General features: G+C 48.2%; 21 protein-coding genes. 12 read left to right on the forward strand and 9 right to left on the reverse strand.

Translation table 11 applies throughout. The annotated features are described in order from the left end of the window. The first annotated feature begins 239 nt into the window (after nucleotides 1–239). On the forward strand, nucleotides 240–2,417 hold the full coding sequence (gene uvrD / locus LRP49_RS20450; protein ID WP_274144486.1) for a DNA helicase II: 2,178 nt from the start codon (nucleotides 240–242) through the stop codon (nucleotides 2,415–2,417). Nucleotides 2,418–2,483: 66 nt separating this feature from the next. Here the strand turns inward: uvrD and LRP49_RS20455 are convergent, their stop codons facing one another. The 3 genes from LRP49_RS20455 to rarD all read right to left on the reverse strand — a co-directional run bounded on the left by LRP49_RS20455 (nucleotide 2,484) and on the right by rarD (nucleotide 5,866). Further along, complete coding sequence (locus LRP49_RS20455; RefSeq protein ID WP_274144488.1) at nucleotides 2,484–2,990, reverse strand: DUF2780 domain-containing protein; 507 nt, start codon at nucleotides 2,988–2,990, stop codon at nucleotides 2,484–2,486. Nucleotides 2,991–3,015: 25 nt separating this feature from the next. Further along, nucleotides 3,016–4,791, reverse strand: coding sequence for a gamma-glutamyltransferase (ggt, locus tag LRP49_RS20460; RefSeq protein WP_420791643.1), 1,776 nt, complete (start codon nucleotides 4,789–4,791; stop codon nucleotides 3,016–3,018). 169 nt (nucleotides 4,792–4,960) lie between these two features. Beyond that, nucleotides 4,961–5,866 (reverse strand): EamA family transporter RarD, encoded by a 906-nt coding sequence (gene rarD / locus LRP49_RS20465; RefSeq protein ID WP_274144490.1) that lies wholly within the window; start codon nucleotides 5,864–5,866, stop codon nucleotides 4,961–4,963. A 277-nt stretch (nucleotides 5,867–6,143) separates the two neighbouring features. Between rarD and recQ the strand changes: the two genes are divergently transcribed. From recQ to LRP49_RS20485, 4 genes are all read left to right on the forward strand, one after another. Then, nucleotides 6,144–7,985 carry an ATP-dependent DNA helicase RecQ gene (recQ, locus tag LRP49_RS20470; protein WP_274144491.1) on the forward strand — a complete coding sequence of 614 codons (1,842 nt, stop codon included), beginning with the start codon at nucleotides 6,144–6,146 and terminating at the stop codon, nucleotides 7,983–7,985. Next, entirely contained in the window at nucleotides 7,978–8,286 is a 309-nt protein-coding gene (locus tag LRP49_RS20475) for a DUF3630 family protein (RefSeq protein WP_274144493.1), read from the forward strand. Before recQ ends, LRP49_RS20475 begins: the two co-directional genes overlap by 8 nt. A 133-nt stretch (nucleotides 8,287–8,419) precedes the next feature. After that, on the forward strand, nucleotides 8,420–9,085 hold the full coding sequence (locus LRP49_RS20480; RefSeq protein WP_274144495.1) for a 7-cyano-7-deazaguanine/7-aminomethyl-7-deazaguanine transporter: 666 nt from the start codon (nucleotides 8,420–8,422) through the stop codon (nucleotides 9,083–9,085). A 142-nt stretch (nucleotides 9,086–9,227) separates the two neighbouring features. Continuing rightward, the gene (locus LRP49_RS20485; protein WP_274144497.1) at nucleotides 9,228–9,668 is read left to right on the forward strand and encodes a GNAT family protein; all 441 of its coding nucleotides are present in this window, start codon (nucleotides 9,228–9,230) and stop codon (nucleotides 9,666–9,668) included. A 215-nt stretch (nucleotides 9,669–9,883) separates the two neighbouring features. Here the strand turns inward: LRP49_RS20485 and elbB are convergent, their stop codons facing one another. Then, nucleotides 9,884–10,534 carry an isoprenoid biosynthesis glyoxalase ElbB gene (gene elbB, locus LRP49_RS20490; RefSeq protein WP_274144499.1) on the reverse strand — a complete coding sequence of 217 codons (651 nt, stop codon included), beginning with the start codon at nucleotides 10,532–10,534 and terminating at the stop codon, nucleotides 9,884–9,886. A gap of 523 nt (nucleotides 10,535–11,057) precedes the next feature. Here elbB and polA point away from each other — a divergent pair. Both polA and spfP read left to right on the forward strand, forming a co-directional pair. Beyond that, a complete protein-coding gene (polA, locus tag LRP49_RS20495) occupies nucleotides 11,058–13,850 on the forward strand; it encodes a DNA polymerase I (protein ID WP_274144501.1) in 2,793 nt (930 codons plus the stop codon). A 199-nt stretch (nucleotides 13,851–14,049) separates the two neighbouring features. Beyond that, complete coding sequence (gene spfP, locus LRP49_RS25365) at nucleotides 14,050–14,097, forward strand: small protein SpfP (protein ID WP_438356882.1); 48 nt, start codon at nucleotides 14,050–14,052, stop codon at nucleotides 14,095–14,097. A gap of 622 nt (nucleotides 14,098–14,719) precedes the next feature. Here spfP and yihA read toward each other — a convergent pair. Next, complete coding sequence (gene yihA / locus LRP49_RS20500; RefSeq protein WP_274144502.1) at nucleotides 14,720–15,385, reverse strand: ribosome biogenesis GTP-binding protein YihA/YsxC; 666 nt, start codon at nucleotides 15,383–15,385, stop codon at nucleotides 14,720–14,722. A 149-nt stretch (nucleotides 15,386–15,534) separates the two neighbouring features. On the opposite strand from yihA, the gene LRP49_RS20505 reads away from it, so the two are divergent. The 5 genes from LRP49_RS20505 to hemN all read left to right on the forward strand — a co-directional run bounded on the left by LRP49_RS20505 (nucleotide 15,535) and on the right by hemN (nucleotide 20,008). Continuing rightward, nucleotides 15,535–16,152, forward strand: a complete 618-nt coding sequence (locus LRP49_RS20505; protein ID WP_274144504.1) for a c-type cytochrome — start codon at nucleotides 15,535–15,537, stop codon at nucleotides 16,150–16,152. 653 nt (nucleotides 16,153–16,805) lie between these two features. Beyond that, nucleotides 16,806–17,453 carry a class I SAM-dependent methyltransferase gene (locus LRP49_RS20510; RefSeq protein WP_274144506.1) on the forward strand — a complete coding sequence of 216 codons (648 nt, stop codon included), beginning with the start codon at nucleotides 16,806–16,808 and terminating at the stop codon, nucleotides 17,451–17,453. After that, nucleotides 17,450–17,995, forward strand: coding sequence for a Der GTPase-activating protein YihI (yihI, locus tag LRP49_RS20515; protein WP_274144508.1), 546 nt, complete (start codon nucleotides 17,450–17,452; stop codon nucleotides 17,993–17,995). Before LRP49_RS20510 ends, yihI begins: the two co-directional genes overlap by 4 nt. Then, nucleotides 17,996–18,493, forward strand: a complete 498-nt coding sequence (locus tag LRP49_RS20520) for a DUF2489 domain-containing protein (protein WP_274144509.1) — start codon at nucleotides 17,996–17,998, stop codon at nucleotides 18,491–18,493. A 141-nt stretch (nucleotides 18,494–18,634) separates the two neighbouring features. After that, nucleotides 18,635–20,008 (forward strand): oxygen-independent coproporphyrinogen III oxidase, encoded by a 1,374-nt coding sequence (gene hemN, locus LRP49_RS20525; protein WP_274144511.1) that lies wholly within the window; start codon nucleotides 18,635–18,637, stop codon nucleotides 20,006–20,008. Nucleotides 20,009–20,314: 306 nt separating this feature from the next. Here the strand turns inward: hemN and add are convergent, their stop codons facing one another. From add to LRP49_RS20545, 4 genes are all read right to left on the reverse strand, one after another. After that, the gene (gene add, locus LRP49_RS20530) at nucleotides 20,315–21,319 is read right to left on the reverse strand and encodes an adenosine deaminase (RefSeq protein ID WP_274144512.1); all 1,005 of its coding nucleotides are present in this window, start codon (nucleotides 21,317–21,319) and stop codon (nucleotides 20,315–20,317) included. Nucleotides 21,320–21,464: 145 nt separating this feature from the next. Continuing rightward, nucleotides 21,465–22,874 (reverse strand): nitrogen regulation protein NR(I), encoded by a 1,410-nt coding sequence (gene glnG / locus LRP49_RS20535; RefSeq protein WP_274144514.1) that lies wholly within the window; start codon nucleotides 22,872–22,874, stop codon nucleotides 21,465–21,467. 9 nt (nucleotides 22,875–22,883) lie between these two features. After that, a complete protein-coding gene (glnL, locus tag LRP49_RS20540; RefSeq protein ID WP_274144515.1) occupies nucleotides 22,884–23,930 on the reverse strand; it encodes a nitrogen regulation protein NR(II) in 1,047 nt (348 codons plus the stop codon). 120 nt (nucleotides 23,931–24,050) lie between these two features. Next, complete coding sequence (locus LRP49_RS20545) at nucleotides 24,051–24,605, reverse strand: DUF4124 domain-containing protein (protein WP_274144517.1); 555 nt, start codon at nucleotides 24,603–24,605, stop codon at nucleotides 24,051–24,053. Nucleotides 24,606–24,642 lie beyond the last annotated feature (37 nt).

Here is a 24,642-nt window from a genome sequence, read left to right on the forward strand (position 1 = left end):
AATCTTTGAAGTTGAAGGTATTAACGTGTTGATTTTGAAATGTATAAATCGGATGGGTCTTTTTTTATTACGTTAGTGCACAACGCTTGTTGGCCATTGATGTTGTGTCATCGGTTTGAACAAGACAAAAAATGAAAAGGGAATGTTAGCCGTGCTCACGTAATGTGCGGAAACCTGCATCTTGGGTGAGTTTCGGTATATAATCCTCAACCAGTGTATAAATAACCAGTGAATGAACGATGGACGTATCCCACCTGATTGACGGTCTTAACGACAAACAACGCGAAGCCGTGGCTGCTGAGCTTGGCAATTACCTTGTCCTTGCTGGCGCAGGAAGTGGTAAAACACGGGTGCTGGTTCATCGCATTGCTTGGTTAATGCAAGTTGAACATGCTTCACCGTTTTCGGTTTTGGCTGTGACCTTTACCAACAAAGCGGCAGCAGAAATGCGTGGTCGTATTGAGCAACTGATGCATGGCACCGCATCGGGACTTTGGTGTGGTACCTTCCACGGATTGTGTCACCGTATTTTGCGCGCACACCACTTGGATGCGAACTTGCCTCAGGATTTCCAAATCCTCGATTCTGACGATCAGCAGCGTTTGCTTCGTCGTCTTATCAAAGCACAAAATTTAGATGAAAAGCATTGGCCAGCGCGTCAGGCGTCTTGGTACATCAATGCCAAAAAAGACGAAGGTCTTCGTCCTCACCACATCGACGCCCAGTTTGATCCGGTAGAGAAAACGTGGCTGCGTGTGTATGCCGCCTACCAAGAGGCGTGTGATCGCGCAGGCTTGGTCGATTTTGCTGAACTTTTATTGCGTTGCCATGAGTTGCTGCGCGATAAAACCCACATTCGTGAGCATTATCAGGCGCGCTTCCAGCATATTCTGGTGGACGAGTTTCAGGACACCAACAACATCCAATACGCTTGGCTGCGCATGATGGCGGGTACCAAAGCAAACGTGATGATTGTGGGGGATGACGATCAGTCTATCTACGGCTGGCGTGGTGCAAAGATTGAAAATATCTCCCGCTTTTTGGAAGACTTTGCGGGCGCACAAACCATTCGCTTAGAGCAAAACTACCGTTCAACGGGCAACATACTAAAAGCGTCTAACCACCTGATCGAAAACAACGCTGAACGTATGGGCAAGAGTCTTTGGACTGACGGTCATGAAGGTGAGCTGATTTCGGTTTATAGCGCGTTCAATGAATTGGACGAAGCGCGTTTTGTAGTGGGTAAAATTAAAGCCTGGCATGACGACGGTGGTGCGCTGAATGACACCGCCATGCTTTACCGAAACAACGCCCAATCACGTGTACTGGAAGAAGCCCTTATTCAAGCGGGATTGCCATACCGTATTTATGGCGGTATGCGATTCTTCGAACGTCAGGAAATTAAAGATGCGCTGGCATACCTGCGTTTGATGGCCAACCGTTTTGACGATGCGGCATTCGAGCGTGTGGTCAATACGCCAACCCGTGGCCTTGGTGACCGTACCTTAGAAACCATTCGTTTGGCAGCGCGCGACCGTGGCGCGACCATGTGGGAAGCGAGTAATCAGCTTCTTGAAGAGCAAGTGTTGGCCGGCCGTGCGGCAAACTCCTTGCGCCGATTTATCGAATTGGTCAATGCATTGGAAGATGACACTCGCGAAATGGCACTGTTCCAACAGACTGACTACGTGATTCAAAACTCCGGTCTTCGCGCGATGTATGAAGCGGAGAAAGGCGAGAAAGCGCAAGCACGTATCGACAACTTGGAAGAGCTTGTGACAGCGACTCGCCAGTTTGAAGTGCCGGAAGAGGTACAAGACACCATGTCGCCGCTATCCGCATTCCTTTCGCATGCCGCATTGGAAGCGGGCGAAGGGCAGGCTGATGAGTTTGATGATGCTGTCCAACTGATGACGCTGCACAGTGCCAAAGGTCTAGAATTCCCGATGGTATTCATGGTGGGCGTGGAAGAGGGAATGTTCCCGAGTCAGATGTCTGCCGAAGAAGCGGGACGTCTCGAAGAAGAACGTCGTCTTTGCTATGTAGGCATGACCCGCGCGATGAAAAAGCTGTATATCACGCATGCTGAGATGCGTCGTGTGTACGGCAAGGATATGTTCCATAAAGCGTCGCGTTTTATCCGTGAGCTGCCAGAAGAGTGTCTGGAAGAGGTACGGATGCGCGCCAAGGTTTCTCGCCCAGCAGCGGCGACAGGACGATTTTCGCAAACTCAGACCCAACAGAATTTCAATCAAACTGGATTTAGTTTGGGCCAGCGCGTTCTGCACCCTAAGTTTGGTGAAGGTACCATCATTAACTTCGAAGGCAGCGGTCAGCAAAGCCGTGTGCAAGTTGCTTTCAATGGTGAAGGTATTAAATGGTTGGTGACCCAATACGCCAAACTGGAAGCCATGTAATCACGGGTTTCGCGCATAAAAAAGAGGTGGCCTTGGCCACCTCTTTTTGTTGTAGAAATAACGCGTTTATTCGCTAGGCGTTTTTGGTGCCCACAGGCTCGACAATGCACTTGTCAGCCCTTCGCTCGCACCTTCACCAGTGAGGTAATCGATAATAACAGGTGCAAATTTTTGCACCATTTCAGGGTCCAGCCCCAGCATGTTGAAGACCTTCTGTACCGACGCAATGTCGGACAGGTTGCTACCTAGGCCAGCAGGGATCATTTTGGTGAGGGAGTCCATGCCCGGCACTTTTTCCAGCAGTTCATTACCTTGCGAATCCCCGAGTGCTTGATAGGCCATGGCTAGCATGGCACCTGCACCGCCAGCGGCTTGCGAATCATTAACCGCAAGATCTTTTGACAATAATTCAGTCAAAGGATTGTCCGCGACTTGAGAGCTTACGCCAGAGAGTAAGTTGCTGGCATCTTTGTTCGCTTCACTAAGCAAATCGCCAAAGCCTGTTGCCTTGCTAGGCGCAGCAACCAGGATTAGCAGCGACGACAGCATCACCCAAATTACATTTTTTCTCATTCTCAAGTCCTCTTGTGTTCTCTATCTATTGCGCGATCACTAAACCTTCTCGCCTTGGGTCGGCGCCACCTTCCAATGATTCGCTATCCACCACAATACCGTGCAACCCAGAGGTTAAGTCACGGACATTTACCTCAAAACCCATATTTTCCAGTGCAGGTTTAAAGCTCTCTGCATCTGTACCTGCTTCGATATCATAGGTGCCGAAACGGTTTACCAAGTGTGGCAAATCGATGGCGGACTGTATGTCTAATCCCCAATCTAAATGGGCAATCAGGGTTTTGGCGACATACCCTATGATTCGGCTGCCCCCTGGTGAGCCAACGGCCATATACGGTTTTCCATCACGCATGACAATCGTTGGTGCCATGGATGAGCGTGGACGTTTGCCGGGTTCTACACGGTTAGCGATGGGATAACCATCTTTATGCGTCTTAAACGAAAAGTCGGTGAGTTCATTGTTGAGCAGAAAGCCGCGCGTCATTATGCGCGAGCCAAATCCGTTCTCGATAGTGGTGGTGATGGAAACTATGTTGCCATTTTTATCCACAATGGAGAAATGGCTGGTGGAAGGGAGCTCAAGAGATGCATCGTCGGCCCATGTTGGCGTCACATTGGCATGGCTAAATTGAGGCTGACCGGGTGTTACTGTTTCCAGTGCCCCGCTTTCTGGTATGAGTGCCGCGCGGCTTTCGAGATACGCTGGATCGAGCAGGCCTTCAACGGGGACGGGAACATAATCGCTGTCTGCAATATATCGTCCACGATCGGCGTAGGCCAGTCGCGAGGCATCACCAAACAGACGCCAGCTTTCTGGATTATCTTTGCCAAGCTCTTTTAATGGGAAGTGACTGAGAATTCCCAGTATTTGGCCGACAGTGATGCCGCCTGATGTTGGCGGCCCCATGCCACAGATACGGTATTGATGGTACGGCGAACAAACGGGCTCTCGCTCTACAATACGATAGTCGGCGAGGTCTTTTTTGCTGAGCACGCCAGGGTTGCCTGCCGCTTGCTGTACCGTGGCAACAATGTCGTCAGCAATGACGCCTTCATAGAAATGGTCGATATCCTCCGCCACGAGTTTCAATGTGTCGGCATAGGCTTGGTTGATAAGGCGATCGCCGATGCTGAGCGGGTTACCATTGTCGTCAAAGAAATACTGGTAAGTGGAGGGATAGCGACGCAGCCTGTCTGCATCCCCTTCGATCAGTCCCGCTAATCGTGGTGACACTTCAAAGCCTTGCTCTGCGAGGGTGATCGCTGGCGTTAACACCGCGCGCCATGAGAGGTTACCAAAACGGGCGTGGGTGTCATGCATTAAGCGTAACGTGCCTGGCGTACCAACAGAGCGTCCTCCCACCACGGCGTCAAAAAATTTCAGTGGCTTGCCATTGCCATCGAGAAACAGAGTGGGTGTCGCGGCCATTGGGGCGGTTTCACGTCCATCAAACGTAGTCAGTGCCTCAGCCTTATTGTCCCAATACACCAAAAATGCACCGCCACCGATCCCTGAACTTTGTGGCTCAACCAGACCCAAAACCGTTTGGACGGCAACCATGGCATCAATGGCGTTGCCACCGGCTTTTAATATTGCAGCCCCGGCTTTAGTCGCGTGAGGGTTTGCGGCAGCGACCATCCATTGTTCACCTTTGACGCTTTTTCGCATCACACTGCCTGTTGCGAGCTCGGGCGCAACGCTGTCAGCAACATCGGCTTCAACTGTAGCCTGTGCAAACTGAGGGAAGAGACTTGCAGAAACCATGACCAAAAGAAGTTGGATGGAAGGGAGAGTTCTCATTGTTCGTCCTTTTCACGCCCGCCAATTGGACTTTGAGTATAGTTCTCGATCGAATATGGCGTGTCGGATTAATGAGGCAATGTGAGTGAATTTTGTTTTTGTGGCAGAGAGATAGTAAAAGTTGCGAGGTAATAAAAAAGCGGCACTGGCCGTGCCGCTTTTTCGGGCGTTAACCTTTTTGCGCTTTGCGGGTTTTTTGCCGCTGCCTGACAGCATCAAAGGTAAAGATCACCAGCGCTGTCCAAATAAAGGCAAAGGTGGTTGCTTTGTCGGCGGAAAACGGTTCGTGATAAAGACCGACGGCCAGCATAAACATCAAGCTCGGACCAATGTATTGGAAGAAGCCGAGAGTGGATAGGCGTAGTTTGGTTGCTGCGCCGTTAAAGCAGAGCAATGGCAAGGTGGTAACCACGCCAGCCGCCATCAGCAACAGGTTCAACGCCATGCTGTTATCCAACATGTTCGAAGTCGGGCTGTCGGCGATAAACAACAGATATATCACAGCAGCAGGCAGCAACACTGCGGTTTCAATGAATAGCCCAGTCGCTGCATCGACGTTAATTTTTTTACGCAGCAACCCGTAACAGCCAAAGCTGCCCGCTAAAACTAAAGCGACCCAAGGTAGTGAGCCAAAGGTGACCACCTGAATCGCTACGCCTGAAAATGCCAATGTGACGGCAAGCCATTGCAGCTTTCTAAAGCGCTCACCTAAAAATGCCATGCCGAGCACAACGTTAATAAGAGGGTTAATAAAGTAACCAAGGCTCGCATCTAACATATGTCCGGCGTTCACGGCCCAAATGAAAATAAGCCAATTGGCCGCGATGACCACAGCGGTAATGGTGAGCAGTCCCAGTCGTTTCTTGTCTTTCAGAAGCAGTTTTACACGCGACATGCTGCCACTCATGCGAATAATGAGAGCCAGAAAAAAGAAGGACCAAAGAATACGGTGCACCAGCACCTCAAAGGGAGGCACCTCAGTCAGTGCTTTAAAGTAGATGGGGGCAATGCCCCACATGGTGTAGGCACCGAGTGCCAGAATCACACCGCGACGTGTTTGTTGCGCGTCATTCACTGCAAAATCTCTATATCTAAATAAGCTAAAGAACAAAAACCGCCATCTGGTGGTACGTGCAGCGAAAAATAAGGTGGCTAAAGGTAAGTGATGGGTGTACATCCAACATACGCTTTATATTTAAACGTTTTTGCTGCTCTCGCCAGTATATGGACTTCGCTTGTTTAAGCACACCTTTTAAGATGAGAAAAATTGAACAAACAGTTCGGTGCTGTTGACCTTTTATCCAAGCTTCGCTGCGTTTAGAATGAGCGGCTACCCTACCATGAGAGGCAACATGACCGTCACTGACCCATCATTAGAGCAAACACAAGATCTGACCGTTTTACAGACAGTGTTTGGCTATCACAGCTACAGGGACGGCCAAAAAGAAATCATCGATGCCGCGATTGCGGATCAAGATTGTCTGGTCATCATGCCGACGGGTGGGGGGAAAAGTCTTTGCTATCAAGTTCCCGCCTTGGTTCGCGACGGGTTAACCGTGGTGATTTCGCCACTGATTTCTTTGATGAAAGATCAGGTTGACCAACTTCTCGCGAATGGTGTTCAGGCCGCGTGCCTGAACTCTTCCATGACACCGGAAGAACAGGGGAACACCTGGCAAGCATTGCGAGATGGCAGCTTAAAGCTGCTCTATGTGTCTCCTGAACGTATCTTGATGCGTGATTTTATCGAACGTTTACAATCGGTAACGCTATCACTGATTGCGGTTGATGAAGCGCACTGTATTTCACAGTGGGGACATGACTTCCGACCTGAGTATGCGCAGTTGGGGAGTCTCAAGCAGCATTTCTTGAATGTGCCTGTGATGGCACTGACCGCGACAGCAGACGACACCACGCGTCAAGATATCTGTCAGCGATTGGCTTTGTCGTCTCCTCATATTTATTTGGGCAGTTTCGATCGTCCAAATATTCGCTATACCTTGATCGAAAAGCACAAACCGCAAGCACAGCTAACCCAGTTTTTGACATCTCAAACTGGTCAAAGCGGCATTATCTACTGCAATAGCCGCAAACGTGTTGAGCAGGTCGCGGAAAAGCTCTGCGATCAAAATATTCGGGCTGCGGCGTACCATGCGGGCATGACGAATGAACAGCGCGCCTGGGTACAAGAAGCCTTTCAGCGCGATGATGTGCAGATTGTTGTGGCAACGGTGGCGTTTGGCATGGGCATTAACAAACCTAACGTCCGTTTTGTCGTGCACTACGATATCCCGCGTAATATCGAATCCTACTATCAAGAAACGGGACGTGCAGGGCGTGATGGCCTGCCTGCAGAAGCGGTGATGTTTTACGATCCGTCTGATATTGGCTGGCTGCATCGCTGCTTAGAAGAAAAACCAGACGGTCCGCAAAAACAGGTAGAGAGCCATAAACTCAATGCCATGGGTGCGTTTGCAGAAGCGTTAACGTGTCGCCGATTAGTGTTGCTGAATTACTTTGGTGAATACCGCGAGCAGCCATGTGGCAACTGCGATATCTGTTTAGACCCGCCAACCATGTTTGATGGTACGGAAGTGTCACAAAAAGCCTTGTCTAATGTGTATCGGGTCAATCAGAGTTTTGGTGTTGGCTACACCGTAGAAGTGCTGCGTGGTATGCAAAACCAGCGTGTTAAAGAGCACGGCCATGACAAAGTCAGCACGTATGGTATTGGTAAAGATTTCAGTCATGAGTACTGGGTCAGTATTTATCGCCAGCTAATCCATCGAGGCTATCTGGTGCAGAACATTGCGCGTAGCTCAGTGCTGCAATTGACCGAAGAGGCACGCCCGGTGTTAAGAGGGGAGATTGCCCTTGAACTCGCCATACCGCGTCTTGGTTTGTCACCACGTTCAAAAGCGGACAAGCTGGGCAAGCGAAACTACGACAAGAAACTGTTCGCAAAACTTCGCAAACTGCGCAAAGCCATTGCCGATGAAGAAGATATTCCACCTTACGTGGTATTTAACGATGCAACCTTGATTGAAATGGCGGAGATGATCCCAACGTCGCAAGGCGAAATGCTGGCGGTGAATGGCGTGGGTCAGCGCAAGCTCGAAAAATACGGTGATGTCTTTTTGGATGTTATCGAAGACCATATCACTTTAGGATCAGACAACGCGAGTTATGGATAACACACTCTTTTCGATCTCTCACTTTGACGCCAAAGAAGGACGTCTTGTGCTGGCAGCCGATGGGTTGGATTTTGATAATACAGAAATCTACCTTGACGCCTTATGCCAACTGATAGGAGCAACGGCTTCTGACAAGCAAACTGACGCCGATTTGCATTCTTGGATTATCGAGTTTGAAGGCGTTCGCTTCTTACTGAAAGGCGAGCACTACAGTGCCAGTGTGTGGTTGGAAAAGCTCGATGCCGATGGCGACGAAGAGTTAACGTTCTTGCATGGCTGGCTGTCAAAACAGCTTTCGTGATGTTCAATTCAAAGCGGGTTGTCAGCTAAAAGAATTGCTGTATAATTCGCCACCTCTTAAGCTGCCAGACTGTAAAATCTGGCAAATATAGTAACTTTGGGTTCCCTCGCCCCCAATGACAAAAAGGTTCACAATGAGCACTTTTACGCCTGCGCAACAGCGCAAAGCCCTCTCTTTTTTGGTGGTTTTCCACCTTGTAATCATTGCGTCTAGCAATTATCTGGTACAGCTGCCTTTTACCATTTTTGGTTTTCACACCACTTGGGGCGCATTTACCTTCCCGTTTATTTTCCTCGCGACTGATCTGACTGTCCGTATTTACGGTGCAGGCATGGCGCGTAAGATCATTTTCAGTGTGATGGTGCCATCTCTGCTGATTTCTTACGTCCTCTCGGTGTTGTTCTTCCAAGGGCAATATCAAGGTCTCGGTCACCTGATGGAATTTAACCTGTTTGTTGCGCGTATCGCAGCGGCAAGCTTTATGGCTTACCTGCTTGGACAAATCCTCGACATTCACGTATTCAATCGTCTACGCCAAACCAAACAGTGGTGGGTTGCACCAAGCTGTTCAACCTTGTTTGGTAATGCCATTGATACGTTGGCGTTTTTTGCTATTGCGTTTTACAACAGCCCAGATGCCTTTATGGCAGCGAACTGGACCGAAATTGCATTAGTGGATTACGCGTTCAAACTGGTGATCAGCCTAGGCCTGTTTGTTCCTATGTACGGTGTGTTGCTGAACTATTTGGTCAGCCGAATTACACAGGTGAACACGGCGGTGGAAACCAAGTTGGTCTAACACCAACAATAAGTAATTGAGGGAAAAAAGAGCCGATCACCAGATCGGCTTTTTTTATGCCTTTGATTGAATATATCCCTCGCCATAACCGCTATAATCGAGTGACAGGCGTGCAGACGCTTACGGTACAAGGAACTTCCTCATGATTATTCGAGAAGGCACGCTGGCAGAAGCCGTGAGCGTGCTAGGCCAAATCGATGAATTTGCCCGTCAGGAAACGCTAGACACACTGAAAAAACGTATTGGAGACAAGCCTTTTCTTGTGTTGGTTGCCGATCACGGTGGTGAGTTGTGTGGCGTCAAAATTGGCTACCAATTAGATGATGACTGTTTTTATAGCTGGCTGGGCGGCGTGACCAAGAAAGGACGTCTTCGTGGTATCGCGCAAGGATTGTTGCATGCACAGGAACATTGGGTAGCCGCACATGGCTATGGGAGTATTCGCGTAAAGTCGAGAAACTGCTTTGCGGGCATGCTCTGTTTGCTGCTAAACAATCACTACCAAGTAGAACACCTCGAAAAGAAAGATTCGTTAGACCAGTATCGGCTTCATTTTGTGAAGAAGATCACGTCAGATAAATAAAGTAACGGAAAAAGCAAAATTCAGCTTGTGAATGATAATGAGAATGATTATTGTTTAATTGTTCAGCAGCGATACGCACTTTCTTCGCTACTGAACACACGACATTGCTCACATTGCTTCCAGTAAATGTTTTTGCATGAGACGTTAACGCAAGTTACGTTTTCAACTGATGCAGGCGACGCCCCCCAAAAGGCGTCGCTTTTTTCTTTCCGGCGTTAAGCTAATTCCACTAACTTGGTGACAAGTTTGTTTATCCCTGACGCGGCTTCGCTGACGGTTGTAGCCAACATATAGGCGGGGGTCGATAGTAAACGTCGGCTTTGATCGAAGACAAAATCATCCACAGGGCATTCGATATGTTCTCCCCCCATGGCATTAAAGGCTGCGGCGGTGTCGGGATCATTGCCGATTGTACCTTTTGCGCCTGGGCCATAAACGGCAGGGATCAGAATGGGGGAAATGCAGATATAACCTGCAGGCTTATCTGCCCTCGCAAATGCCTTGCAGGCTTCAAGTAATTGCTCGTGGACCGCCATATCTGAGCCATTTAACGCATAATCACTCAGGTTCTTCGCCACACCAAAGCCACCTGGCAATAATAGCGCGTCAAAATCGTCGGGGTTTAAGTTGGCCAGTGGTTGGATATTGCCTCGCGCGATGCGTGCGGCCTCATCAAGCACATTGCGTGTCTCGTCTGACGCTTCACCTGCACGGTGATTAATTACATGATGCTGGGTCACATCGGGAGCGAAGCAGTGCCAGCTTGCACCTGCTTGCTCAATAGCAAGAAGAGATAACACAGATTCGTGAATTTCTGCGCCATCATAAACCCCGCATCCAGAAAGAATTACAGCCACTTTTTTCATCTTCATGTCCTCATAGCATGGGTTGCTAAGTACGATAAAATTTCATGTTGTCGCTGGGTGAGTAGACAGAGTATGCATAAACAATCACCAAATTACCGAAATTTTGTGCCTTGTGAGATCGAAGCCTAAAAGCGGTGATCAGGAAAAAATATCGAATAACTTGGTCTTTGAGAGAATTTCTTTTTCCACAGTCAATGATCTATGATCGATCCTGATCACGATCAAGGTGCCGCGTTTAAGTCTATAAAAATAAAGGGTTTAATTTTGTGTTTTGAAATGAAAATCACGTTGATCTAAAACCATAAAAATAAATACCAACAAACTTATCCACAGACTTTATTGGATTAAACTGTGGTAGAAAATGATATTCACAGTGGAATTTGTTCTTTTATTGCGTTTTATCGCAGTCAGAAGAAAAGAAAGCCGCTTTATATCTCACACAGATATCACATCGTGGGTTAACAGTTATCGCGAGTCGTGGCATGCTTAGCCATCAATCCTTTTTCGGTTAGCTAATAACGTTATGGCGACGACTTCTGATAACCCGTTGATCCTGGTCGACGGCTCTTCTTACCTTTACCGCGCGTATCACGCATCACCAAATTTGACCAACCCTAAGGGCGAACCGACAGGTGCTATTTATGGTGTGGTTAATATGCTTCGAAGCCTAGTAAAGCAGTACCCCCAATCCAATGTGGCGGTGATCTTCGATGCGAAAGGCAAAACATTCCGTGATGATATGTATGCAGAGTACAAGGCAAATCGTCCACCAATGCCTGACGATCTTCGCGGTCAGATCGCGCCACTGCATCAGATCATAGAAGCTATGGGTTTCCCTATGTTGGTTATCGAAGGCGTAGAAGCTGATGACGTCATAGGTACGTTAGCGACGCAAGGCTCGCAAGCAGGCATGCCAATCCTTATCAGTACGGGCGACAAAGATATGGCCCAGCTGGTGGATGAGAACGTGACCCTTATTAACACCATGACTAACGTCATCATGAACCCACAAGGTGTGCACGATAAATACGGCTTTGGCCCAGAGCATATCATCGACTATCTCGCACTGATGGGCGATAAAGTGGATAACATTCCAGGTGTTCCTGGCGTTGGTGAGAAAACGGCTACTGCACTTATTGCCGGTATTGGTGGGTTGGAAGCACTGTTTGAAAACTTAGATAAAATTGCAGATCTTGGCTTTCGTGGTTCCAAAACCATGGCGAAGAAACTGGAAGATAACAAAGACAATGCATACCTCTCCTATCAGTTAGCGACCATCAAACTTGACTGTGAACTGCCATTCAAACCGGAAGAGCTCGTTAACCGCAGTGCTGATAACGAGAAACTGGTAGAGCTGTTTACAGAGCTGAACTTCAAACGTTGGCTGGCAGAAGCGCAAAGCGGCAGTGCAGGTGTTGATGCGGTGGCAGAGCGTGCAACATCGGGTGCGAGTGCATCAGTGGCAGAAAAAGCGGCCGTGACATTTGAAGCTGCATCGATTGATCGCAGCCAGTACGAAACTATCTTGACCGAAGACGCGTTCCGCTCTTGGATGGATAAGCTGGATAAGGCAGACGTGGTCTCGTTTGATACCGAAACTGACAGCTTGGATTACATGGAAGCGAACTTGGTTGGTATTTCTTTTGCGGTTGCAGAAGGTGAAGCTGCTTATTTGCCGCTAACCCATGACTATCTGGATGCGCCAAAGCAGCTTGATCGCGACTGGGTGCTAGCTGAAATGAAACCTTGGCTGGAAAACGCCGGCGCGCTGAAAGTGGGTCAAAACCTGAAGTACGATGCAAGTGTGTTGGCGCGCTACGACATCGCGATGAAAGGCATTGCTTATGACACTATGCTCGAATCATACGTGTTTAACAGTGTTGCAGGTAAGCATGACATGGACAGTTTGGCCATGCGTTACCTTCAACATAAGTGCATCAGCTTTGAAGAAATTGCAGGTAAAGGTAAAAAACAGCTGACCTTTAACCAAATAGAAATGGATCAGGCGTCACCGTATGCTGCGGAAGATGCTGACGTTACGTTGAGGCTGCACAATGTATTGATGGCGCATCTGAACGCCGATGAAAAACTGAAAGTCATTTTCGAACAGTATGAAATGCCACTGGTTCCTGTGCTGTCACGAATGGAGCGTCACGGTGTTCTGATCAGTTCTGAGATGCTGGCTAAGCAGTCAAAAGAAATTGCAGTGCGCCTTGATGAATTGGAAAAACAGGCATTTGAATTGGCCGGTCAAGAATTTAATTTGAGCTCGCCAAAACAACTTCAGGCAATCTTGTTTGAAAAAATGGGACTGCCCGTCATTAAGAAAACGCCATCAGGCACGCCATCAACGAACGAAGAAGTGCTGCAAGAACTGGCACTTGATTATCCATTGCCAAAATGCATTTTGGAATACCGCGGTTTGGCGAAGTTGAAGTCGACGTACACCGATAAATTGCCGAAGATGGTGAAACCCGCGACAGGTCGCGTTCATACGTCTTACCATCAAGCAGTGACCGCGACAGGGCGTTTGTCTTCAACGGATCCTAACCTTCAGAATATTCCTATTCGTAATGAAGAAGGGCGTCGAATTCGTCAGGCATTTATTGCGCCTGCAGGCAAAACCATTCTGGCGGTCGACTATTCGCAAATTGAACTGCGTATCATGGCGCATTTGTCGGGCGACGAGGCGTTGATCGATGCTTTCCGACATGGCAAAGATATTCACAGTGCGACCGCAGCGGAAGTCATGGGTATTGATATTACCGATGTGACATCGGAAATGCGCCGCCGCGCAAAAGCCATCAACTTCGGTCTGATCTATGGCATGAGTGCGTTTGGTTTGGCGAAGCAACTCGGCATTCCTCGTGGTGAAGCACAGCAATACATGGACCGTTACTTTGAACGTTACCCTGGTGTTCGACAGTACATGGAATCGACTCGCCTTCAAGCTTCTGAGCAAGGCTATGTTGAGACGATATTCGGACGTCGCCTTCAGTTACCAGAAATCAAATCGAGCAATGGTATGCGTCGTAAAGCAGCAGAGCGTGCAGCGATCAATGCGCCAATGCAGGGGACGGCGGCGGATATTATCAAACGCGCTATGATCCTCGTTGATGCGTGGATTCAGCAGCAGCCTGAAGGGCATGTGTCATTGATCATGCAAGTACACGATGAATTGGTTCTGGAAGTAGATACCGAACATCTAACGGTTATTGAGCAACAGGTTTGTAAGCTGATGGAGTCGGCGGCATTGCTTGAAGTTCCCCTAGTTGCTGAGTCTGGAAGCGGTGAAAACTGGGACCAAGCGCATTAATTCGTACTCTTGAGCGCGACTTGAATCACATAAGTACTTAAATTTCATAGCGAAAAAAGCCCGTCAAAACGGGCTTTTTTATTGCCTGCCCACAGTCGAAAGAATACAAAATCGATAAAATTGTGAAAAAAAACTACGTAAAGGGTTTTCTTAATCGGCCATTTGATATACAGTTAATGACGTAGGGTACAGAGGTAAGATGTTCTATCTTTCAGACCTTTTGTTTCACGTTATTGGATTTAGCTGATTCAGCAGCCCCGGTCGACGATTGTCGGCCGGGGCATTTTTTATGCATAAAATCCGAGTCACCAAACTCTCTTTTTTCTATTATATTATCCATTTAAAACAGTTACTTATACTGCACCTCTTGTCGTCCGTTGTATTTTGTTACCTTTTATTAGAGTAATTACTTTAATTTGATGGTCATGGCGTTATAATGACCACTGCTTCTTGTTCTTAATGTGTTTAGGTGGCTTGTCACTACTTTCTGACATGCGATCACACGTTGTTTCTGACCGATTTGAATCTTCAAATCGGTTTTTTTTTGCCCGCTTCTTTCTGTAATTCAATTCCAAACACTTTGTCATGAAATAACATGTAGCAAACTTGATATTTATTGATAAAAAATAAGTTCAACATTGACCGAAAAAAAACAAAATGATCAGAGGGTTAGTTTTGACGGTTGTTTTGACGCTAGGGATAAGAGAGAAAAATCAAATAAGGAAAGTGGGGGCAAACTTGCGGGGTTGGAAAAGATCACTGACACTCAGAGTATAACGACTAAAACAAACCTCCTATTTCTCTCCCGTTACCCCACCCATGAGGTGGGGTTTTTATTTCCGGGAGGAAAAAGTCGAAAGCGTTATAGGTTACGCATCAGTCTCTGAATTGTTGTCTTCAGTTCCTTCTGCGTCTTCGATCACGCCCTCAAGCGGCGGGAAATACCAGCCATCCATCTTCTTACGAAGTTTGTCGACGCCAATACCTTTTAATGATGAGTAAAGCTCGACTTCAACGTCACCGCCGAAATCTTTGGCAGCTTCGCGTACTTTCTGCAATTCTGCTTTACGTGCGCCACTTTTCAGTTTGTCACATTTGGTTAGCAGGGCCAGAACGGGCAGGTTGCTATCTACCGCCCAAAAGATTAAGTCTTGATCTAGCTCTTTCAGTGGGTGGCGAATATCCATCAATACCACCAAACCTTTCAGTTGCTGGCGTTTTTGTAGGTATTCACCCAGAGATTTTTGCCATTTTTTCTTCATTTCCAGAGGTACTTGCGCGAATCCGTACCCAGGAAGGTCAACAATATGGCATCCCTCATCGACCTGGAACAGGTTGATCAATTGTGTGCGACCCGGCGTTTTACTGGTTTTAACTAGACTTTTATTGTCACACAATCTATTGATTGAACTAGACTTACCTGCATTGGAACGACCCGCAAAGGCAACTTCGATGCCTGTGTCAGCTGGCAGTGCACGAATATCGGGTGCACTGGTGATAAAGTGGGTCTTGCGATAGTTGAGTGAAGGATTCACTGTTAACTCCGTCTCGACTTTATGTAGTCGACTGATTACTTTTATGTGAAATTGTGTAAAATGACCGTGCTCGGTTTTTGCTCAACGATTGTATCACGATGACGTGAGCACCGTGGTATTGGAAGCTTGATAATTATAAACGGAATGTCATGAAGAAATTAGCGCTACTACTCAGCTTACTCGCGAGTTTTACCGCCTATGCGCAGGGAGATGCAGAAGCAGGTAAAGCAAAATCAGTCACTTGCGCCGCATGTCACAGTGCTGACGGCAACAGTCTTATTGCTGCAAACCCCGTGTTGGCAGGCCAGCACGAAAAATATTTATTTAAGCAGCTAAAAGAATTTAAGCTCGGTATGGAAACTGGCGGCGAACAAGGTCGTTACAATGCCGTGATGGCAGGAATGGTTGCACCTTTGTCTGAACAAGACATGGCGGACTTGGCGGCGTTTTATGCCACACAAACCGCAAAAGCGGGTTCAACGCCTGAGTCATCGATTGAGGTTGGTGAAGAGCTTTATCTTGCTGGCGACAAAGAGCGCGGGATTGCAGCATGTATTGCTTGTCACGGTCCTCGAGGTAACGGAACCGCGTTGTCTGGTTTCCCTAAAATTTCTGGTCAGCATGCAGAGTACGTGCAAACCCAGCTTGTTATGTTCCGTGATGGCGTGCGTAACAACGACCTCAATGGCATGATGCAAATTGTGGCCTCAAAACTGACCGACAAAGAAATCGAAGCCATTTCTCAATATGTCGGTGGTCTGCATTAAGCCAATCGCTTATCAGTGAACATCTTATTAAAAAGGCAGCTACGCTGCCTTTTTGCATTCTATATGCCTATTTTTCCCTGCTATTTGTAAGCGATCAGCCATTTCGTTAGAAGAAACTTGCCCGAAAACTTGTTGGTTTTTGATTTTTTGGCCTATCTTTCATAGAGATAAAGCATACATATATAAACGTCATGTCTGAATTGTGATGCATCGCCTGTTTTCTGTTTATCGAACGCGTAAACTTATTTGAGTCGACAGGGAAAAGGACAATCAGGACGATATCGCAGGGTTGCGGTAAGGATGCAAACGGATTTTGGCGTTGGAACGCCTCAGTGATCAGGACAGATCGTTGTCGGGATGACACAGTGTGTGAAGGATTCATGCATAAGGACACCTTCTCGGATGAAGGAAAGGACACACACCAGGATGGTGACGAAGACAGGATGTTGTGAGTAGATAACTCAAATAAAAAATGGCAGGACGCCTTATTACAAAAGGATAATTGTTCACCGGGATGTGGTGTTGCTGTTAGGGATGAAAACGGTAAATACCGTTCTTTGGAACGCTATAGAGCGACAGGCTTTGCCTGTCGCTTTTTTCTTATTCAGCTTTCTGTTACATTTCCGCCATTCAATTTGGTGCAGAAATCCCCAATGAGTCTAAATTGCCCGCTTTGCCAATCGACACAGGTTGTCGATTTCGAGCAGGACAAACGCCGTCGTTATTTCCGTTGTCAGCCTTGTTCGCTGGTTTTTGCTGATCCAGATTGTCAGTTGCCACCGGAAGACGAAAAAGCGGTTTACGATCAACATGAGAACAATGTTGAAGATGAACGCTATCGCGCTTTTCTCGATCGCTTGGCAACACCTCTGATGCAAAAGCTCGGTGAGGGCGTTTTTCAAGGGTTAGACTTTGGGTGTGGTCCTGGTCCAGCGTTAGCAGCAATGCTGACCGAAGCAGGTTACAATATGACCGTGTATGATCCTTATTTCGCGCCCGATGCGACCGCATTGGAAAAGACATACGATTTTGTCACTTGCACTGAAGCTATTGAACACTTTTACATGCCTCACAAGGAATGGAGACTGTTGTTGAGTTTGGTGAAACCTGGAGGCTGGATGGCTTTTATGACCAAGCTCGTGATCGATGCTGATGCTTTTAAAAGCTGGCATTACAAAAACGACCCAACCCACGTGAGCTTCTTCAGTCGCGAAACGTTTAGCTACTTAGCAGACCGTGATGGTCTTGACGTGGACTTTGTTGGTAACGACGTAATTTTACTGAGGAAGAGAAACGAATGACACGCAAGAAAAAAGGCCGCAAAGTTGGCTCTGAAGGGCCAGCACAATACGCTGATAAATCACTGAACCGTGAAGACGTAGCCGCAATGGCGCGTAAGCGTAAAAACAAACGTAAAGGTTTGAAAGCTGGTTCTCGTCATTCTGGTGGTAAAGAAGAACAACAGCGCTTAGCACAACAGCAACGCGATCCACGTCTTGGCAGCAAAAAGCCAATTCAGCTTGTTGTCGAAGCGAAACCGCATCCTAAATCTGCCGCTGCGAAAAAAGCACGCAAACTGAGTGCTGCGCAGGAGTTGGAGATGTTGGAAAATGATGCGCAACTCACTGTGCTTCTTGATCGTATTGAAAACGGTGAGAAGCTGGGTGCTGGCCTGCAGTCATACGTCGATGAAAAACTCGACCGTATCGAAGTGTTGATGAAACAGCTTGGTCTTTTTGATGACGAAGAAGAAGAAGTTGTAGAGGCACCGAAAAAATCGAAACGCCGTGGCGATGATGATTTGTTGGCGGAGTTTGAAAACTTCAAATTTGATCAGGAGTAAATGTTGGAGACCCTTCCTTTAGGTGTTGTTGCGCTTGGTGGCGCAATCATTCTGGGTTTAGCTGGTTATGCAGGCTGGTTATTGGCGAAATTACGTCAACAAACCAAAATGCAGGAAGCTGCGATGAATGCAGCGATCAAACAGCGTAACCTGAAAATCATTGAAAGCGTGGATGTCATTGCGTTGGCAACGTTGCAAGAGCAATGCGACTTGTCAGAAGCAGCGATCCGTCTCTACATGATTATGGATCACCTGCAAGGAGAGAAGCGCGTTGATTTTCCTACGCGTTTTCCAGCATTGTATGAATTGTACGATGTGGTCAAAGACATGCCCCGCGGTGATGCGCGCAAAGAGATCCCAAAAAAGGAGCGAATGCGCCACGATATGCACCGTGTGAAAGCAGAGTCTAGGCTTCAGCAGGCGATTCATACCGAGCTTGAGGAAATTTTGGCATTTACAGGTGCCAAAATTACTCCAGTAAGAACCCTGGCAAGCTAAACGGTACGATCAGCCCAACAGATTTACCGAGCTAAGCCGAAGAAAGATTCATCCGCGACCGGAGAGTGTGCAAAAATACACCTAAGCATATTGGCTCGGGTGGATTACCTCTCCGGTTGTTTATTTTTGGCGGGAACATAGATGTCTAAGCAGCAAATTATTTGGGATCAGGATCTGATTGAGAAGTATAACTACTCAGGTCCACGTTATACGTCCTATCCGACCGCACTGGAATTTCACGAAGTGTTCACCGCAGCCGAGTTTGACATGGCGTGTACCCAGTATCCTGAGCGCAATTTGTCGCTCTATGTACACATCCCGTTTTGCCATACGCTGTGTTACTACTGTGGCTGCAATAAAGTCATCACTCGTCATGCGCATAAAGCGGATGAATACTTGGATGCGTTGGAGCATGAAATTCGCCAGCGTGCGTACTTGCTCCGTGAGCGCAATGTCACTCAGTTGCACTGGGGCGGCGGCACACCGACTTTTCTGACCAAGGCTCAAATCTCGCGTTTAATGACGTTGCTTCGCCAAGAGTTTCGTCTGTCACCGGATGCAGAAATAAGCATCGAAGTTGATCCACGTGAAGTGGAGCTGGACGTGCTGGATCACCTTCGTGCAGAGGGCTTTAATCGCCTGAGCATTGGTGTGCAGGACTTCGACAAAGACGTTCAAAAAGCCGTAAACCGTGAACAGGACGAAGGCTTTATCAAAGCCATGGTCGAGCGCGCCAAGGTACTTGGTTTCCGTTCAACCAACTTAGACCTGATTTATGGCCTTCCGCACCAAAATGGTGAGACGTTCGCGAAAACACTGGAGCAAGTGCTGGCAATGAAGCCGGGTCGCTTGTCTGTGTTCAACTACGCGCATCTACCGCAACTGTTTGCTGCCCAGCGTAAAATCAAAGAAGACACCTTGCCTTCTCCTCGTGAAAAGTTAGCGATGCTAGAGCAAACTATCTCGACGCTGACAGGCGCAGGGTATCAGTTTATTGGCATGGACCATTTTGCTCTGCCGGACGACGAATTGGCGGTCGCGCAGCGTGAAGGTATTCTTCACCGAAACTTCCAAGGCTACACCACGCAAGGTGATTGCGACTTATTGGGCATGGGCGTGTCAGCGATTTCTATGATTGGTGATTGTTACGCACAAAACCAAAAAGAGCTGAAGAAGTACTACCAACAAGTTGATGAGCAACGCCATGCGTTGTGGAAAGGCGTGATGTTGGATGGGGATGACCTGCTTCGTCGTGAAGTCATCAAATCGCTGATTTGTAACTTCTCATTGGATAAGCGAGTAATTGAACGTGAATTCAATGTGGATTTCGACAGCTACTTTGCCGAAGATCTGGGCTTACTGAAGTGTTTTATCGATGATGAGCTTGTGGCCGTTGATGCAGACACCATTACTGTTACGCTGAAAGGTCGACTACTGATCCGAAATATCTGTATGTGTTTTGACACCTACCTTCGCGATCGCGCACGTCAGCAGCAGTTCTCTCGCGTGATTTAATCACGGATGGTAGAACTCCAAAAACGCAAAAAGCCGCATAAAGCGGCTTTTTTTGTGCGGTTGGCGAGCAAAAAAGTGCTTATACACCACCGCCGATACTGATCACAGCCAGTACTACAGCGAGGGCTGCCGCGGCCAGTTGACCTGGACCTGCCGCAACAATTTCATTCGCAGTCAGCATTGCGTCGAACATATTACTTCTCATCCGGCGTTAGTCGAAAATCGGCGGCATTGTACGTTAGATTTGAGCAAAAAAACACCGGCCTTGGCCGGTGTGTTCAAATATATTTTTACGCTGAGAGTCGCTTAACCGCGTGCGTGTGCTTTCGCTCTCAGCTCGGCTTTTTCACTGTCAGACAAGAACGCGATTTCTAAACCGTTTTCCTGAAGCTGGGTGATTTGAGCTTGTGTCAGACCTGCATTCGGCGCCGCCACTTCGTATTCGTGAGGCAGTTCTATTCCAGAGACTGCTGGGTCGTCAGTGTTGAGTGTCGCAAGAATGCCATGTGCCAAGAATTGCTTAACAGGGTGGCTTTCCAGAGATGCCACTGTGCTGGTTTGGACGTTTGATGTCAGGCAAGACTCAATACCGATACGATGCTTCGCCAGATAATCCATCAATGCTGGGTCTTCAATGGCTTTCACGCCATGGCCAATACGAGTTGCACCCAGCTCATTGATTGCTTGCCACATGCTTTGTGCACCTGCAGCTTCACCCGCGTGAACCGTGATGTTCAGATTAGCTGCACGTACTTTGGCAAAATGGTCATTAAACAGGTGGCCAGGCTGGCCCAGTTCGTCACCGGCTAAGTCGATAGCAACAAGGTGTTGTTTCAGGGCGAGCAGCGCATCCAACTCCTGCATGCAAGCTTCAGTGCCAAACGTACGACTCATGATGCCAATCAAATTGGTTTTCACGCCAAAGTCGTGGCTGCCTGCGGCCACGCCATCAATGATGGCTTCTACGACACCCTGAACGGGCAGCTTGTGTTTCATTGCCATGTAGTAAGGTGAGAAACGTAGCTCTGCGTAGTCAATTTTCGCGTTTAGAGCATCTTCTACGTTCTCGTATGCCACGCGACGCACGGCATCCAGATCGCCCAGTACAGCCACACCCCAATCAAGTTTCGACAGGAATCCAACCAGATCTGGCTCGTTTGACATCACCTGAACATGCGGGCGCAGAGCGTCAATAGTGTCAGCAGGTAAGGCCATACCAAACTTCTGACCCAGTTCCAGAATGGTGCGAATGCGAATATTACCATCAAGGTGACGGTGCAAATCCGTCAACGGAAGGTGGGTGGCGATCATAAAATTATCCTTATATTTACTTTTCGCAATTATAAAGGCTATCTAGGAGATCGTCAGTACAGCTTCAGGGACAATCCGCCCAAAAGGGCGGAATTGGTTATATTGTTTACTAGATTTGTTGATAATTTGAACTGGCCCGCGCGGGTTACGGCATTTGAAGCTCTTTGAGCTTACGCGTCAGTGTGTTTCTGCCCCAGCCTAGGAGTTTGGCTGCTTCTTGTTTGTGGCCACGAGTATGGCTTAACGCCTCTCTTAGTAAGATACGTTCAAACTCTGGCAGAGCCTCACGAAGTAAGTTGTCATCACCATTGACCAAAGACGTTTTTGCCCACTTAGAGAGGGCCATCTGCCAACTGTCACCTTCTCCGCTAACCGCACTACTTGCTTCTGGTTGCATCAACTCCGGTGGCAAATCTTCAGGAAGAATTTCTTTTCCGCTAGCCATGACGGTGAGCCAACGACAGATGTTCTCTAATTGACGGACATTGCCTTGCCAAGGCAATGACGAAATCAATTCAAGCGTGGCTGGATGTAGCGACTTTACTTCGATATCCAGCTCATCTGACGCGCGTTTCAGGAAATGTTTGGCGAGCTGACCTATGTCTTGTCGGCGCTCCCGAAGCGGGGGGAGATGAACCCGAATTACGTTCAATCGGTGGAATAGGTCTTCACGGAAAGTGCCTTCCGCAACGAGCTTTTCTAGGTTTTGGTGTGTTGCGGCAATGATGCGGACATCGACCTTGATAGCTTGATGGCCACCTACACGATAGAACTGCCCGTCAGCTAAAACGCGCAACAGGCGTGTCTGAATATCCAATGGCATGTCGCCAATTTCATCAAGAAACAGGGTGCCACCATTGGCTTGCTCGAACCGGCCTTGGCGCACACTGTTGGCACCGGTGAAGGCCCCTTTTTCATGGCCGAACAGTTCCGACTCGATCAAATCTTTGGGGATTGCAGCCATGTTGAGCGCAATGAAAGAGTTACTTGAGCGTGGGCTATGGCGGTGCAATGCATGGGCGACCAGCTCTTTACCTGTTCCGGACTCGCCGTTGATCAATACAGAAATGGATGAACGAGAAAGACGGCCAATGGCGCGGAAGACCTCTTGCATTGAAGGTGCCTCACCAATGATTTCTGGTACGGCTTCCTTGGACTCTTTTGGTGCACGCTGACGTTTTTGCTCCTGACTGTGAGAAACCGCGCGCTCAACCAATGCAACGGCCTCATCAATATCAAAAGGCTTTGGCAGGTACTCAAACGCCCCTTTTTGGTAGGCACTGACGGCAGCATCAAGATCAGAGTGCGCTGTCATGATGATAACGGGCAGTGTGGGGTACTCATCTTGCAGACGATTGAGCAGGGTAAAGCCGTCAGTGCCGGGCATGCGGATGTCCGACACCAATACATCTGGGACTTCACGGTTTAACCCTTCGAGAACGCTGTCTGCGTCGGCAAAGGTCTCACATGCCATACCCGCGGCATTTAACGTGCGTTCTAGCACCCAGCGGATAGAGCTGTCGTCATCGACAACCCAGATAAGTCCTTTGCTCATGATTTCCCCTTAACGTTTGATCGGTAGCAAGATGGTAAATGTGGTATGCCCAGGCCAGCTGTTCACGTAAATTTTTCCCTTATGCTGATCGATAAGGTTTCGTGTGATGGATAAGCCAAGCCCTGTGCCGCCAGGGCGACCAGATACCATTGGATAAAATAAGGTGTCCTGAAGTTCGGGACTGATACCCGGCCCGTTGTCCGTGATATCGATACGCGCCGCTAAACGGTGTCGTTTGCCATTTATCACGACCTGATGTTCAGTGCGTGTGCGCAAGGTGATTTCACTATCTGGTGTGCCTTGTAAAATCTCAGCGGCATTGCTCACCACATTGAGCAATGCTTGCTCCAGCTGATCGGGGTCCATTTCTAAGTCAGGCAAACTTGGGTCGTAGTCGCGGGTAATGCGCGTATCGTCGGCACTGAGCTCAACCAATTGACGGACTTTCTCAAGCACTACATGGATATTTTCTTGTTGGGTTGTCCCCGGACGTTGTGGGCCAAGCAGCCGATCGACCAAGTTTCTTAGGCGATCTGCTTGCTCAATGATAATGCGGGTGTATTCGCTTAGGCTTGGGTCAGGCAGCATTTTCTCAAGCAACTGCGCTGCACCACGAAGACCACCAAGTGGGTTTTTGATCTCATGCGCAAGGCCGCGCACGAGTTCTTTTGCGGCCTGTTGCTGTGCTTGTTGTTGTAACTCTTTGCTGATTTGCTGCTGGTGCCCAATAGCTTTGAGCTCGACCAGCATGGAGGTACTGCGTGCCCACTGCAACGGACTGGCACTGAGCTCCACTTTTCGTTGATTGCCATCGATAACCAAGGTCACGTCGCTGTCGGTAAGGCCTTGACCGGATGCCAGCGTTTCCTGCACATGCTCTAAGTTTATGGAGCAATGCTGAATAATGTCTGATAGTGGCTGCTCCTTAAGGCGGCGTGCACTAAGACAAAAAAGTTGCTCGGCGGCAGGGTTTGCATAAGTCACGACAAGGTTCTCGTCGAGAACCACGACTGCCGTGATTAAATTGTCCATTACTGATTCGATAAGCGTGGCCACATAACCTTCCTAATTGGCTGCACCATGTTGGTGCAATCAAGTTTACCCGATAGCCCGTGTTTGTGCAGCGTGGAATGTTCGCTTTTGCAACACGACCGACAACGGATAAGGTCGGCGAGTTTACAACGGCTTAGGTGTTGCTTTGGGCGGTGCTTTCCGATGAATAGTTCGGTGCAAAAACACAGTAGCTGAATCAGATGAAGCAATTACCTTGCCATCTTGTATAAGTTGGACCTTGATGCTGTGTTCACCTCGGTCAATGTTGTTTAGTTCAATCGATAATCCCTGTTGGGATTTCTGCGCTTTGCCATCAATGACTGCGCGGACAGATTGATTCTCACCGAGAGGTAGGTCTGTAGACACAGATACTGTGATGCTGCCTTCGCTGTTTCTGATCGTTTCTTCGTCAAGCGGTGAAAGCAGCAGGATATCGCTGGCCATTGGGGCGTCTGGTACTGGCGGCACGGGAGGCGCATCTGGTGAAGGAGGAGCCGCGATTTGAGGGCTGGTGTTTAATGGAATCGCTTTGAGTTCGATTTCTAGCTCGATGCTGGCCTCTGGTGGTGAGTCACTAAAATGTACAACACCGTTTTCATCGACCCAACGATAGTAAGAGTCTGCAGTTGCTGGAGATGTTAATGCACAACCAAGAAGCAGAGCACCGACGATACGCATGTTTTTATCCCTTAGTAAAAATGGATATTTTGCGCCT

This window comes from Enterovibrio qingdaonensis (assembly GCF_028683135.1).
GTDB classification, from domain to species: Bacteria; Pseudomonadota; Gammaproteobacteria; order Enterobacterales; family Vibrionaceae; genus Enterovibrio; species Enterovibrio qingdaonensis.